The organism is Duganella lactea, assembly GCF_009857505.1.
Classification (GTDB): domain Bacteria; phylum Pseudomonadota; class Gammaproteobacteria; order Burkholderiales; family Burkholderiaceae_D; genus Rugamonas; species Rugamonas lactea.
In genome coordinates this window covers 115,676-129,381 of the sequence record NZ_WWCP01000005.1, presented here as the reverse complement: position 1 = coordinate 129,381, position 13,706 = coordinate 115,676, and the positions used below count along the sequence as shown (strand labels likewise).

General features: G+C 65.1%; 15 protein-coding genes. 8 read left to right on the top strand and 7 right to left on the bottom strand.

Translation table 11 applies throughout. The annotated features are described in order from the left end of the window. Positions 1-13: 13 nt before the first annotated feature. Complete coding sequence (locus tag GTP44_RS07170) at positions 14-2,332, bottom strand: NADP-dependent malic enzyme (protein ID WP_161018875.1); 2,319 nt, start codon at positions 2,330-2,332, stop codon at positions 14-16. A 331-nt stretch (positions 2,333-2,663) separates the two neighbouring features. On the opposite strand from GTP44_RS07170, the gene GTP44_RS07165 reads away from it, so the two are divergent. Next, on the top strand, positions 2,664-3,065 hold the full coding sequence (locus GTP44_RS07165; RefSeq protein WP_161018874.1) for a hypothetical protein: 402 nt from the start codon (positions 2,664-2,666) through the stop codon (positions 3,063-3,065). Positions 3,066-3,087: 22 nt separating this feature from the next. After that, positions 3,088-4,068: a thiamine-phosphate kinase gene (gene thiL / locus GTP44_RS07160; RefSeq protein ID WP_161018873.1), complete on the top strand. Its 981-nt coding sequence runs from the start codon at positions 3,088-3,090 to the stop codon at positions 4,066-4,068. Here thiL and GTP44_RS07155 read toward each other — a convergent pair. Then, positions 4,053-6,671, bottom strand: coding sequence for an EAL domain-containing protein (locus tag GTP44_RS07155; protein ID WP_161018872.1), 2,619 nt, complete (start codon positions 6,669-6,671; stop codon positions 4,053-4,055). The two genes, thiL and GTP44_RS07155, sit on opposite strands and share 16 nt — an antisense overlap. A gap of 155 nt (positions 6,672-6,826) precedes the next feature. On the opposite strand from GTP44_RS07155, the gene GTP44_RS07150 reads away from it, so the two are divergent. The 5 genes from GTP44_RS07150 to GTP44_RS07130 all read left to right on the top strand — a co-directional run bounded on the left by GTP44_RS07150 (position 6,827) and on the right by GTP44_RS07130 (position 9,954). Continuing rightward, positions 6,827-7,315 (top strand): CinA family protein, encoded by a 489-nt coding sequence (locus GTP44_RS07150; protein WP_160989222.1) that lies wholly within the window; start codon positions 6,827-6,829, stop codon positions 7,313-7,315. 65 nt (positions 7,316-7,380) lie between these two features. Next, positions 7,381-8,121 (top strand): P-loop NTPase family protein, encoded by a 741-nt coding sequence (locus tag GTP44_RS07145; protein WP_161018871.1) that lies wholly within the window; start codon positions 7,381-7,383, stop codon positions 8,119-8,121. 6 nt (positions 8,122-8,127) lie between these two features. After that, on the top strand, positions 8,128-8,550 hold the full coding sequence (locus GTP44_RS07140; protein WP_161018870.1) for a hypothetical protein: 423 nt from the start codon (positions 8,128-8,130) through the stop codon (positions 8,548-8,550). A gap of 76 nt (positions 8,551-8,626) precedes the next feature. Then, the gene (locus GTP44_RS07135; protein WP_161018869.1) at positions 8,627-8,953 is read left to right on the top strand and encodes an ArsR/SmtB family transcription factor; all 327 of its coding nucleotides are present in this window, start codon (positions 8,627-8,629) and stop codon (positions 8,951-8,953) included. Then, complete coding sequence (locus GTP44_RS07130) at positions 8,950-9,954, top strand: cation diffusion facilitator family transporter (RefSeq protein WP_161018868.1); 1,005 nt, start codon at positions 8,950-8,952, stop codon at positions 9,952-9,954. Before GTP44_RS07135 ends, GTP44_RS07130 begins: the two co-directional genes overlap by 4 nt. 1 nt (position 9,955) lies before the next feature. On the opposite strand, the gene cysK is transcribed toward GTP44_RS07130, so the two are convergent. The 3 genes from cysK to GTP44_RS07115 all read right to left on the bottom strand — a co-directional run bounded on the left by cysK (position 9,956) and on the right by GTP44_RS07115 (position 12,343). After that, positions 9,956-10,888: a cysteine synthase A gene (cysK, locus tag GTP44_RS07125; protein WP_160989217.1), complete on the bottom strand. Its 933-nt coding sequence runs from the start codon at positions 10,886-10,888 to the stop codon at positions 9,956-9,958. 64 nt (positions 10,889-10,952) lie between these two features. Next, a complete protein-coding gene (locus tag GTP44_RS07120; RefSeq protein ID WP_202424008.1) occupies positions 10,953-11,453 on the bottom strand; it encodes an FKBP-type peptidyl-prolyl cis-trans isomerase in 501 nt (166 codons plus the stop codon). Positions 11,454-11,500: 47 nt separating this feature from the next. Beyond that, positions 11,501-12,343 (bottom strand): tRNA threonylcarbamoyladenosine dehydratase, encoded by an 843-nt coding sequence (locus GTP44_RS07115; protein WP_161018867.1) that lies wholly within the window; start codon positions 12,341-12,343, stop codon positions 11,501-11,503. 60 nt (positions 12,344-12,403) lie between these two features. Here GTP44_RS07115 and GTP44_RS07110 point away from each other — a divergent pair, with 60 nt between their 5' ends. Further along, a complete protein-coding gene (locus tag GTP44_RS07110; RefSeq protein ID WP_161018866.1) occupies positions 12,404-12,892 on the top strand; it encodes a GNAT family N-acetyltransferase in 489 nt (162 codons plus the stop codon). 114 nt (positions 12,893-13,006) lie between these two features. On the opposite strand, the gene GTP44_RS07105 is transcribed toward GTP44_RS07110, so the two are convergent. Both GTP44_RS07105 and GTP44_RS07100 read right to left on the bottom strand, forming a co-directional pair. Continuing rightward, positions 13,007-13,360 carry a HepT-like ribonuclease domain-containing protein gene (locus GTP44_RS07105; RefSeq protein WP_161018865.1) on the bottom strand — a complete coding sequence of 118 codons (354 nt, stop codon included), beginning with the start codon at positions 13,358-13,360 and terminating at the stop codon, positions 13,007-13,009. Then, the gene (locus GTP44_RS07100) at positions 13,357-13,647 is read right to left on the bottom strand and encodes a nucleotidyltransferase family protein (RefSeq protein WP_161018864.1); all 291 of its coding nucleotides are present in this window, start codon (positions 13,645-13,647) and stop codon (positions 13,357-13,359) included. Before GTP44_RS07100 ends, GTP44_RS07105 begins: the two co-directional genes overlap by 4 nt. Positions 13,648-13,706: the final 59 nt, after the last annotated feature.

Sequence of the window (13,706 nt, the reverse complement as noted above, 5' to 3'; positions counted from 1 at the left end):
CGGTTGGCGGCGCTTAGACCTTGCGTTGCGCGACCGCGTCCACCACGCACAGCGCGGTCATGTTGACGATGCGGCGCACGGTGGCCGACGGCGTCAGGATGTGCACCGGCTTGGCGCAGCCGAGCAGGATCGGGCCGACCGCGATGCCGTTGCCGGACGAGGTTTTCACCAGGTTGTAGGCGATGTTGGCCGATTCGATGTTCGGCATCACCAGCAGGTTGGCGTCGCCGGTCAGGGTCGAGTTCGGCATGATGGCGTTGCGCAGCTTGGAGTCCAGCGCGGTGTCGCCGTGCATCTCGCCGTCCACTTCGAGCGACGGATCGCGTTGCTTGACCAGTGCCAGCGCGTCGCGCATCTTGCGGGCCGAGGCGCTGTCGGACGAGCCGAAGTTGGAGTGCGACAGCAGCGCGGCGCGCGGCGACAGGCCGAAACGGCGCATCTCGTCGGCGGCCATGACGGTGATCGCGGCCAGCTCGTTGGCGTCCGGATTCTCGTTGACGTGGGTGTCGACCATCACCAGCTGACGCTGCGGCAGCACCAGCACGTTCATGGCGGCGTACACGCAGGCGCCCTCGCGGCGGCCCAGCACCTGGTCGATATAGTGCAAGTGCAGCTGGGTGGTGCCGAAGGTGCCGCAGATCATGCCGTCGGCGTCGCCCTTCTTGATCATCATCGCGCCGATCAGCGAGTGGCGGCGACGCATTTCCAGCTTGGCGTACTCCTGCGTCACGCCTTTGCGGGCGGTCAGCTCGTAGTACGTGGTCCAGTAATCGCGGTAACGGTCGTCATGGTCCGGGTTGATGACGTCGAAGTCGACGTCAAGCTTCAGGCGCAGGCCGAACTTGGCGATGCGCGATTCCAGCACGGCCGGACGGCCCACCAGGATCGGACGCGCCAGTTTTTCGTCGACCACCACCTGCACCGCGCGCAGTACGCGCTCTTCTTCGCCCTCGGCGTAGACGATGCGCTTGGCGTCCAGCGGCGCCTTCTTGGCCACCGCGAACAGCGGCTTCATGAAGGTGCCCGAGCGGTAGACGAACTGCTGCAGGCTTTCCTCGTAGGCTTGCAAATCTTTAATTGGACGGGTCGCGACACCCGAATCCTCGGCGGCCTTGGCCACCGCCGGCGCGATCTTGGTCAGCAGGCGCGGGTCGAACGGCATCGGGATCAGGTAGTCCGGGCCGAACGACAGATTGGTGAAGCCGTAGGTGGTGGCGACGATGTCGGACTGCTCGGCATGCGCCAGCTCGGCGATCGCGTGCACCACGGCGATTTCCATTTCGCGGGTGATGGTGGTGGCGCCGCAGTCGAGCGCGCCGCGGAAGATGTACGGGAAGCACAGCACGTTGTTGACCTGGTTCGGATAGTCCGAACGGCCGGTGCACATGATGGCGTCGTCGCGCACGGCCTTGACTTCTTCCGGCAGGATTTCCGGATTCGGATTGGCCAGCGCCAGGATCAGCGGATTCTTGGCCATGGTCTTGACCATGTCCTGTTTCAGCACGCCGCCGGCGGAGACGCCGAGGAAGATGTCGGCGTCCGGAATCACTTCGGCCAGCGTGCGGGCGTCGGTGTCGCGGGCGAAGCGTTCCTTGTCCGGGTCCATCAGCTCGATGCGGCCCTTGTAGACCACGCCGGCCAGGTCGGTCACGTAGATGTTTTCCAGCGGGAAGCCGAGGTCGACGATCAGGTCCAGGCAGGCCAGCGCGGCGGCGCCGGCGCCGGATACCACCAGCTTGCATTGTTTGATGTCTTTGCCGACCAGCGAAATACCGTTCAGGATGGCCGCGCCAACGATGATCGCGGTGCCGTGCTGGTCATCGTGGAAGACCGGGATGTTCATGCGCTCGCGCAGCTTGCGCTCGATGGTGAAGCACTCAGGCGCCTTGATGTCTTCCAGGTTGACGCCGCCGAAGGTCGGCTCCAGCGAGGCGATGATGTCCACCAGCTTGTCCGGGTCGGACTCGTTGATCTCGATGTCGAACACGTCGATGCCGGCGAATTTCTTGAACAGTACGCCCTTGCCTTCCATCACCGGCTTGGCGGCCAGCGGGCCGATATTGCCCAGACCCAGCACGGCGGTGCCGTTGGTGATCACCGCCACCAGGTTGCCGCGGGCGGTGTATTTATAAGCATTGGCCGGATCGATGACGATCTCTTCGCACGGCGCCGCCACGCCCGGCGAGTAGGCCAGCGCCAGGTCGCGCTGGTTGGTCAGTTGCTTGGTCGGCGTTACGCTGATTTTGCCCGGTGTCGGAAACTCGTGGTATTCCAGCGCGGAGGCGCGCAGTTGTTGACGAATTGCTTCTTTTTTCTCAGGTGACGAATCCATGCTGTACAGCCTTCCCATAGTTTGCGATCGAAGGCCTGTGATTTTAACAGAGCAGTTCTTGCGCATAAGTAGGTATTTTCACGCAGAGCAATAACGGTTATCAGCATTTTTTATGAGCGAGCGTGGGGGTTAGCCGAATTTTTAGGCTAATAAACCCGAGATAGGGCCAACATAATCAATTTTTGGCCACCATTACGTTTTACTATCAAATTGTCAAATTCGATTGAAATTAGCCACATTTCACCATGCGAAGCGGGCGCGCGCCGATTTGGGCTAAGCTACTGGCTGAACGCTGCATGACTTTGCTCAACCTCGCTCACCGGAGATCGCCATGGCCGCCTTGATCGTTTCCGACCGTTTGCCGGAGCCCGCCGGCGCTTCGCCGCAGGGGGCGGCCTGGCAGCAATTGCTGCGCTGGCAGGAAAACGCTCAGCAGTTGGCCTTCGTCTACACCCGCTCGCAAGGCGGGCTGATTCACACCGGCCAGGGCCGGCTGGACCAGCTGACGCTGGACGCCACCACCATCGAGGCCGGCAACAGCAAGCTGTACATTGTGCTGGCCGGCGCCTCCTACGAGGCCGGGCCGCAGCTGTTCTTCACCCCCAACCTGCTGAGCCGCTTCCACGTCAATGGCGTGGCGGTGCGGCTGGCCAACCACGACTGGCTGTTCCTGTCGGACGAGTCGCTGCCGGCGATCGGCATGGAAAGCCTGCGGCCGCGGCTGGCACCGTGACGGCAGGCGGTACAATGCCGCCATGCTCTCCGAATTCGACCTCATCAAAGAATATTTCCAGCGTCCCCAGCATGCCGCGCGCGCCCCGGTGGCGCTGGGCATTGGCGACGATTGCGCGCTGATCGCGCCCACCCCCGGCCTGCAGACGGCCATTTCCTCCGACATGCTGGTCGAGGGACGGCACTTTTTCGCCGGCGAGGACCCGCTGCGGCTGGGCCACAAGGCGCTGGCGGTCAACCTGTCCGACCTGGCGGCGATGGGCGCGCGCCCGCTCGGCTTCACGCTGGCGCTGGCGCTGCCCGAGGCCAACCGAGGCTGGCTGCGCGGCTTCTCGCAAGGCCTGTTCGCGCTGGCCGACGCCTTCGACATCGAACTGATCGGCGGTGACACCACCAAGGGGCCGCTGACGATCTGCATCACCGTGTTCGGCGAGCTGCGTCCGGGCCAGGCGCTGCGCCGCGACGCCGCCAAGGCCGGCGACGATATCTGGATTTCCGGCACGCTGGGCGACGCCCGCCTGGCGCTGGCCGGCTACCGCCTGGAGCTGGCGCGGCCGCTGGACGCCGCCAGCCAGCGCGCCGCCGCCGTGCACATGCACACGCCGGTGCCGCGCGTGGCGCTCGGCATGCGGCTGGCCGAGCAAGGCATCGCCCACGCGGCGATCGATATTTCGGACGGGTTAATTGGCGACCTCGGCCACATTCTGAAGCGCTCGCGGGTGGGCGCCACGCTGGACGTCGACGCGCTGCCGGCCGGCACCGTACTGGCCACCCAGGACACGGCCTTGCGCCGCGCCTACTGCGCCGCCGGCGGCGACGATTACGAGCTGTGCTTCACGGCGCCGGTGGCGGCGCGCGCCGCCGTCCTCGCCGCCGCCGACAGCGTGGCGACGCCGGTCACGCGCGTCGGCACCATCGACGCCGAAGGCGGCCTGCGGCTGGTGGACGCGCACGGCGCGCCGCTCGACCTGCAACTGTCCAGCTTCGATCACTTCACTTCCTGAAGCGCCAACGGCAGCGCCGTCGCGTCCTCGCCCGGCTGCCCCACCCGCCGGCCGCTGCCATGCATCAGCCAGTAGTGGTGGAAGGCCAGGCGTATGTTGTCGCGCAACTGAGTGTCGTCCCACGGCTTGGTGTAGAAGCGGTAGATGGCGCCGCGGTTGATCGCGTCCAGCACCGCCTCCAGCCCGGTGTAGCCGGACAGGATGATGCGGATGGTGTCCGGATACATCTCCTTGACCTTGCTGAGGAACTCGGTGCCGCTCATGGCCGGCATGCGCTGGTCGCAGACGATCACCTGCACCGCGTGCAGCGCCAGCAGCTCGAACGCCTCGGTCGGCGAGGCCGCCGTCAGGATCTGGTAGCCGTCGCGGCGGAACAGCCGGTGCAGCGAGGACAGCACATTGACGTCGTCATCGACGATCAGCAGGGTTTGCGCCGGCTGCCTGGCCGCGCCCGGCGCCGGCGGCAGGCCGCGGCCCGACTGCGCCAGTTGGCCCAGCGCCTCCGGCGGCAGCGGCCGGCTGAAGAAATAGCCCTGGATCTCATCGCAGCGGCAGCGCCGCAGGTATTCCAGCTGGGCCCGCGTCTCGACGCCTTCGGCGATGACCTGCAGCTTGAGGCTGTGCGCCATGCTGATGATGGCCAGCGCGATGGCCGCATCGTTGGGGTTGGTGGTGATGTCGCGCACGAAGGCGATGTCGATCTTCAGCTTGTCGATCGGGAAGCGCTGCAGATAGGCCAGCGATGAATAACCGGTGCCGAAGTCGTCGATGGCGACCTTGATGCCGAGCGCCTTCAGGTTGGTCAGCACGGTGATGGTGCGTTCGGTGTTGACCATCAGCGCGGTTTCGGTCAGCTCCAGTTCCAGCAGTTCCGGCGGCGTCTTGTTGCGCGCCAGCGCCTCGCGCACCACACCCTCCAGGTCGCCCTCGACGAACTGACGGCTGGCGACGTTGACCGCCACCCGCACCGGCCCGGTGCCGTCGTTGAGCCAGCGGACGATCTGCCGGCAGGCGGCGTCGATGATCCAGGTGCCGACCCGCACCACCAGGCCGGTGTCCTCCAGCAGCGGCACGAACTCGGCCGGATACACCAGGCCGTGGCCGGGGCGCTGCCAGCGCAGCAGCGATTCGACGCCGGCGAACTTGCCGGTGTGCAGGTTGACCTTGGGCTGGAAGTGCAGCTGCAGCTCCTGCTGGTCGATGGCGCGGCGCAGCGCCAGCTCCATGTCCAGCCGCGCCAGCACCTGCACGTTCATGCCGGCGGTGAAGAAGCGGTAGCCGTCGCGCCCGGCCTGCTTGGCGCGCTCCATCGCGGTGTCGGCATACTTGACCAGCGTGTGCGGATCGGTGGCGTCGTCCGGATAGACCGAGATGCCGATGCTGGCGCTGAGGATGGCCTGATGACCGTCCAGCTCGAACGGCTGGCGCAGCGCCTCGCGCACCTCGTGGGCGGCCTGCACCGCGTCCTGCTGGTCGCCGCTCTTGGTCAGGATCAGCGCGAACTCGTCGCCGCCGACGCGGCCGACGGTGTCGCGGATGCGCGCGGTCTGCACCAGCCGGTTGCTGAACTGGCGCAGCAGGTCGTCGCCGAGCGCGGTGCCGAGCGAATCGTTGATGTTCTTGAAGCGGTCGAGGCCGATCATCAGCACCACGATACGCCACGACTTGTCCTGCGCCACGGCGATGGCGTCGCCGACCAGCTTGAAGAACAGCGTGCGGTTCGGCAGGCCGGTCAGCGCGTCGTAGTGGGCCATGTGCCGCAGCAGTTCCTCCGACTGGCGCCGCTCGCTGATGTCGCGCGCCACGCCCAGCATCACCGGCGGCTGGCCGGCGCGCTGCAGCAACTGCCAGTACAACTCGACCGGCACGGCGATCAGGTCGCTGCGCATCAGTTCCAGCTCGTGCAGTTCCGGCGAGCGCGCCGGGCCGACGGCGGCGGCGTAGTCGGCCAGCCGCTCGGCCTGGGCGCGCAGCGCCGCCGGCATGCCCAGACCAAGGCGGCTGCCCGACTGGCCCAGCAGATCGCCGCGCGCATAGGCCAGCATGCGGCAGGCGCCCTCGTTGACGTCGAGCAGCTCGGCGCTGGCGGCGTCGAACAGGAAGATGGCGTCGGCGGTGGCGTCCATCGCGCTGCGGAAGCGCTGCAGGTCGGCGGTGCGCTCGCGCACGCATTGTTCGAGCCGGGCGTTGTAGCCGCGCTCGCGCGCGTGCAGCAGCCGCATCTCCAGCATATTGCGGATGCGCGTCAGCGTCTCGACCGGATCGAAAGGCTTGCTGATGAAATCGCGCGCGCCGCACTCGAAAGCGCGCAGCTTGTGGTCGGGCTGGGCGGTGACCACCAGCACCGGCAGCCAGCCGTCCGGCTCCAGCGGCTTGAGCGCCTCCATCACGTCGAAGCCGCTCATGCCGGGCATCTGCAGATCGAGGATGATCAGGTCGTAGCGGTGTGCGGCGTGCCAGCCGGCCACCACACGCGGATCGGTGGTGGCGCTGACTTCCCGATAGCCGGTGGACGTCAGCAGGTATTCCAGCAATTCGACATTGACCGGCTGATCGTCAACGATCAGGATGCGGGCATGATGAATGTCGGTCTGACTGATCATTGCGTCTCCGATGGGAACGTCGTAGTTGTCAAGCTTACCAGTCTCAACAAAGAATGGCGCACAACTGGGCGATTTTTTGCGGCATTGCGACAGTGGCAATCTGCATGGTACAGTGGACGCACGCCCCCGTATCCGCATCCCGAGAAGGAGAAGCCATGAGCAACAGCGACATCATCCTCGACCTCGCCGCGCAAGTCGGCCGAGCATTACAAGACAAAGGGCTGCTGCTGGCCACCGCCGAATCGTGCACCGGCGGCGGCGTGGCCCAGGCCATCACCGAGATCGCCGGCTCCACCGGCTGGTTCGACTGCGGCTTCGTCACCTACTCGAACGCCTCCAAGACCGAGATGCTGGACGTGCCGGCGGCGCTGATCGCGCAGATGGGCAGCGTGTCGGAAGAAGTGGCCGGCGTCATGGCCAGCGGCGCGCTGGGCGCCAGCAACGCCCACATCGCCGTGTCGACCACCGGCATCGCCGGGCCGAGCGGCGCGGTGCCGGGCAAGCCGGTCGGCACCGTCTGCTTCGGCTGGGCCAACGCCGACACCGTGCACACCGAGCGCCTGGTGTTCAGCGGCGACCGCCGCGCGGTGCGCGAACAAACCGTCATCCACGCGTTGCAGGGCTTGCTACGTTTCATTAACTAGCAGATTGCCTTCCACTGATAAACCCATTACTCTCGACGCATTGACGATGCGTTCGGGAGTGGTTGATGCAAAACACGGTACATTTTATTCTCCAGGGTAAAGGCGGCATCGGCAAGACGCTGGTGTCGACCATCCTGGCGCAATGGATCGCCAGCAAGGACGTGGCCGAGGGCGAGCAACCGCTGCGCTGCTACGACACCGACCAGGAGAATCCGACCTTCTCGCGCTACAAGGCGATGCAGGTGCGGCATGTGCCGGTGATGACCGACAGCCGCACCATCGACCCCAAGCGTTTCGACGCGCTGATGATCGACCTGCTGGAGCAGGAAGGCAACTGCGTCATCGACAACGGCGCCAACACCTTCTCGCCGCTGATGGGCTACCTGATCGAAAACGACTGCTTCGCGCTGCTGCAGGAATCGGGCCGCCGGGTGTACATCCACACCATCGTCGGCGGCGGCGACACCTTGCACGACACCGCCACCGGATTCGTCGCCACCGCCAAGGCCACCAGCGTGCCGCTGGTGCTGTGGGAAAACGAACATTTTGGCGCGCTGCAATCGGCGGCCGGCAAGCACTTCATCGAATCGCAGACCTACGCCGACAACGCCGCGCGCGTGGTGGGCCGGGTGGTGCTCACGGCGCGCAACGCCGACACCTTCGGCGCCGACCTGAAGAAAATGAACACCGCGCGGCTGACGGCGGCCGAGGTGCGCGAGAGCGAGCGCTTCAACGTCATGGAAAAGCAGCGCATCAAGGTGGTGTTCCGCGACCTGTACGAACAACTCGACAAAGTGCAGTGGTAGGCGGCCATGGATCAGCACAAGCTGCGGGCCCTGGTATTTGAAAAGACCGGCGTCAGGATCGACATCGACGACCCGGTGTTCGCGCTGGTGGCGCTGAACGAAGCGGTGCTGGAAGAAGCGGTGGAACGCCACATCGCCCGCATCGACGCCGCCTCGCGGCAACTGGCGGCGCAGGCCGGCCACGCCGCCGCCCCCGCCGCCACGGCAGCGCCGGCGATCGCGCCCCGCGAGCTACGGCTGCTGGGCGCGGCCTGCGTGATCGCCCTGATCAGCGCGCTGGTGGTGCTGGGCGGCCAGGCGGCGCTGCGCCAGCCCGGCCTGAGCAGCGAGCAAGAACAAGCGCTGCGCCGTGCCGCCCGGCTGGAGCAAGCGATCCAGCAACTCGATCCCCGCGCCCGCGCCCAACTGCAAGCCGAGCTACAGAAGTAAAACCCCGTGTGCGAATGTCAGACCTGACACCGGGGTTTGTGCTAACATGTGAACACCTATTCATATGTTGGTAATCATGGGCTGTCAACACGACTATTCCCAGTGCGATCCGCAGATCGCGCAACTCGCCGATCTGTTTCATTTGCTCGGCGATCCGACCCGTTTGCGCATCGTGCTCGCCTGTATGGCGGTGCCGATCGCCGTCAGCGAGATCGCCGCCACCCTCGATCTGAGCAGCTCACTCGTGAGCCACCACCTGCGCCTGCTGCGCGCCGCCCGCATCGTCAAGTCGGAACGCCAGGGCAAGCAGGTTTTCTATACCGTCGCCGATGCCCATATCAGCGGCGTACTGAACGATATGCTGGAACATATCGCCGAACCTTCCAACGGGAACGAAGCATGAGCAAGCAACACGACCACGCCCACCACGATCATGCACACGAGCATGCGCACGATCACGCCGGCCACGGCCACGGCCATCACCACCATCACGGCGATCCCAACACCATGGGCCGCGCCTTCGCCATCGCCATCACGCTGAACCTGCTGTTCGTCGGCGTCGAGTTCTTCTACGGCTTCCTGGCCAACTCCACCGCGCTGATGGCCGACGCCGGCCATAACCTGTCCGACGTGCTGGGCCTGATACTGGCCTGGGGCGCGGCCATCCTCGCCAAGCGCGTGCCCAACCAGCAATACACCTACGGCCTGCGCAGCACCTCGATGCTGGCCGCGCTGTTCAACGCCCTGCTGCTGCTGGTGGCCTGCGGCGGCATCACCTACGAGGCGGTGCAGCAGTTGCTGAAGCCGGACCCGGTGGCCGGCCTGACCGTGTCCATCGTGGCCGGCATCGGCATCCTGGTCAACGGCTTCTCGGCCTGGCTGTTCATGGCCGGCAGCAAGGACGATATCAATATCCGCGGCGCCTACCTGCACCTGGCCGCCGACGCCGCCATTTCGCTGGGCGTGCTGGTGGCCGGCATCGTCGTCCGCTACACCGGCTGGAACTGGATCGATCCGGCGGTCAGCATGGTGATCGTGGTGATCATTGTCATGAGCACCTGGTCGCTGATGCTGCAGGCGCTGCGCATGATGCTGGCGGCGGTGCCGGACCACATCGACCGCGCCGGCATCGAGCAATTCCTGCGCGCCCACCCCGGCGTGACGGCGGTGCACGACCTGCATATCTGGGCCATGAGCACCACCGAGAACGCGCTGACGGCGCAACTGGTCATGCCGGCCGGCTATCCGGGCGACAGCGACATCGATGCCATCAGCCAGACGCTGCGCGAGACCTTCTCGATCCAGCACAGTACGCTGCAAGTGCGGCTCGGCGCCAGCGCGCTGGAATGCTGCCTGCTGGCGCCGGCCGCCGCGCCGTCAGCCCATCACGGCCACCAGCACTAGCCTAGTCGGCCAGATCGGCGTACAACGCGGTACTCAGGTAGCGCTCGCCAAACGACGGGATCACCGTGACGATGATCTTGCCGGCATTCTCCGGCCGCCGCGCCACCTGCAGCGCCGCCCACAAGGCGGCGCCGGAGGAAATCCCCACCAGCAGCCCTTCCTGGCTGGCCGCCTGACGCGCGGTCGCGAAGGCGTCCTCGTTGCTGACGCACACCACCTCGTCGTACACCTTGGTATTGAGCACGCCCGGCACGAAGCCGGCGCCGATGCCCTGGATCGGGTGCGGTCCCTTGCTTCCCTTGGACAGCATCGGCGACGCCTCCGGCTCCACCGCGACGCAGCGGAACGCCGGCTTGCGCGCCTTGAGCACCTCGCCCACACCGGTGATGGTGCCGCCGGTGCCGACGCCTGCCACCAGGATGTCGACGCGGCCGTCGGTGTCATGCCAGATTTCTTCGGCCGTGGTGCGCCGGTGCACCGCCGGGTTGGCGGGATTGTTGAATTGCTGCGGCATCAGGTAGCGTGGGTCGGACGCGACCAGTTCCTCGGCGCGGCGGATCGCGCCCAGCATGCCTTCGCCGCCGGGCGTGAGCACCAGCTCGGCGCCATAGGCGCGCAGCAGCATGCGCCGTTCGCGGCTCATGGTATCGGGCATGACCAGCGTGCAGCGGTAGCCGCGCGCGGCGCACACCATCGCCAGCGCGATGCCGGTGTTGCCGCTGGTGGGTTCGACGAAGATGGTGTCGGGGCGGATCTGGCCGGCCGCCTCGGCCGCCTCGATCATGGCCAGACCGATGCGGTCTTTGACGCTGTGGGCGGGATTGCAGTATTCCAGCTTGACCAGTACCTGGGCGGCGGCGCCCTGGGCCAGCCGGTTGATGCGGACCAGCGGAGTACGGCCGATCAGTTCAGTAACGTCGTTGGCGACTTTCATGCACACCTCGCGAGAGCAGGGAGAGAAAGGCTAGTCTACCCTGCTTCGCGCGGCGCGTTGCACATTACTTGACGTCGACCAGTTCGACGTCGAAGATCAGCGCCGAGTTCGGCGGAATGCCGCTGCCCGGCGACGGACGCGAGCCATAGGCCAGTTCCGATGGAATGATCAACGTGCGCTTGCCGCCGACTTTCATGCCGACGATGCCCTGATCCCAGCCCTTGATGACGCGGCCGGCGCCCAGCACGAAGTCGAGCGGCTCGCCGCGCGGCAGCGACGAGTCGAACAGCTTGCCGTGCATGTCCTTGGCCAGCGGACGGTACAGCCAGCCGCTGTAATGCATGTAGACGGTGGCGCCGGCGGTGGCTTCCTTGCCGGTGCCGACCTTGGTGTCGGTGATGATCAGTTTCTCGGCGGCCGGGCCCGGCGTGGCGGAGCCGACCACGACCGGCGCGGCCGGCGCGGCGGCGGCTGGCGCTGGCTGCGGCGCCTGCTCCTGGGCTTGTGCGGCGGCGGCGGCGGCGGCGGCCAACAGCATGGCGGCGAATACGGAACTACGCTTCATGGGGGTTCTTTCAATGAGGTCTGTAGACAGCGTGCAATGATAGCAAACTAGACCGTATCCGGGACCGTTGTTGTCAGTGCGCCATCGGCCAGCTGGCGCAGCGCGTGGCCGGCGCACACCATGCCAAAGGTGGCGGTCACCACCATCGCCGAGCCGAAGCCGGCGCAATTGAGGCCGGTGACGCCGGTGGTGGCGCGCTCGTCGCCATCGACCGCGCACGCTTCGCCGGTTTCCGGATACCTCAGCGGCTCGGTCGAGAACACGGCGTCGATGTGGAACTTGGTCTTTTCGCCGCGCGGGAAGCCGTACTGGGCGCGCATGATCTTGCGCACTTTCTTCAGCAGCGGTTCCTGCTCGGTCCGGGCCAGGTCGCGCACCGAAATTTGCGCGGCGTCGGTCTTGCCGCCAGCGCTGCCGATGGTAATCACCGGCAGGTCGTGCTGGCGCGCCCAGGCCAGCATGGCGGCCTTGGCTTTGACGGCGTCGGTGGCGTCGATCAGGTAGTCGTACTGGCCCACGCCGATCATCTGCGCGACGTTGTCCGGATCGACAAACTCTTCGATCTGGTGGACCTTGCAAAAGGGATTGATCTGCGCGATGCGCTCGGCCAGCGCGGTGATCTTGGCCATGCCGACGGTGCCGCTCAGCGCCTGGATCTGGCGGTTGATATTCGACTCGGCCACGTTGTCGAGGTCGATCAAGGTCAGTTCGCCGATCGCGCTGCGCGCCAGCGCCTCGACGATCCACGAACCGACGCCACCAACCCCCACCACGCAGATGTGCGCGGTACGGAACCGTTGCAGCGCATGCGCGCCATACAGGCGCGCGATGCCGCCAAAGCGCCGTTCGAAGTCGACGTCGTCAAAATCAGGAGGTGTAATGCTGTTCATCCCGGCATTTTACCGGACTCCGGCAATGTTAATATGGCAAAAAGATTAAGGATAACAACAATGCACATTGAAGTCAGGCAGGCCGAATACAGCGAGCGCATCATCGTTCGCCACATGATGGAGCTGTACCAGCACGATTTTTCCGAGTTCGACGGCACCGATCTGGACGAACACGCGCAATACGGCTACTACGATCTCGACTGCTTCTGGATCAATCCGGCCTATGCCGCCCACGTCATCAAGGTCGACGGCAAGTGGGCCGGCTTCGCGCTGGTCAACGATGAAACCCATCTGCCGGGGAACACGCGCGCCATGCTGAAATTCTTCGTCCTGCGCAAATACCGCAAACACGGCGTCGGCCGCCACGCCGCCCAGGCGATCCTGGCGATGACGCCGGCCAGCTGGGAAATCCGCGTCATCGCACAAAACCCCGCCGCCGCCACCTTCTGGCAAACCATCGCCGGCCCCGCCGTGACCACACTGGACAACGACCAATGGCAAGGGCCGGTATTCACTGTGAATAACGTTCCACGGCCGGACGCCGCTTAATTCTCGGATGTGCAAGGAATGATGAAAGAGGCAGATGGGAAAACCACGGCTGTTTATTGCGACCGCAGCTATACGTTCCCAGCAAAAAAATCCAATTTAACCAATCTGATAAAGCTAACTGTCCCCCTGTCGAATAAGCTCGTCACGCATGCGCGGCAGATCTGATTTCACAGTTCTCCAGACTATGCGGAAGTCCAGCTGAAAGTAGCCATGAGCGATAACATTACGCATCTGACAGGCTGCTGTACAAGATAGTTCTGGAGGCGCGTCGGCGAACGGCTTGTCGTGCTTCTCGATCCGACCACGGGCTTCTCCGATCACCTCAAAATTACGAAGTACCGCGTCTTGTATCAGTTCGTTGTTTAGAAAATCCTGTTCATCAAGCAGCGCCGTATAGCGTTCGATCCTAGAGATAGCATCCCGGATATGTCCCAGATAATCCGCCAACCTCTGAGGTGACATATTCATATCGGCAGCGCCTGCGCCACCACTTCGGCACGAAACCTTTCCGGCAAGGCGCACGGGGTCAGCACGTCGGCAGGTATGCCCAGCAACTCCAGCAACTCGTGCCGCATGGCGCCGATATCAAACAGCGTGGTTTCCGCCGAGGGATCAACCAGAATATCGAGATCGCTGCCGTCCCGATCCTCGCCGCGAGCGGTCGAGCCGAAGACGCGCGCATTGCCGGCACGATGTGACTCCACAATGTGGCGAATTGCGTGACGGTGACGTCTCAAGGCCTCTGACGGCGTCACTAAATCCTCCGTTTGGCGAATTATTCTAGAATACTCGTGTTTACAGCCAGCGCAGCCCG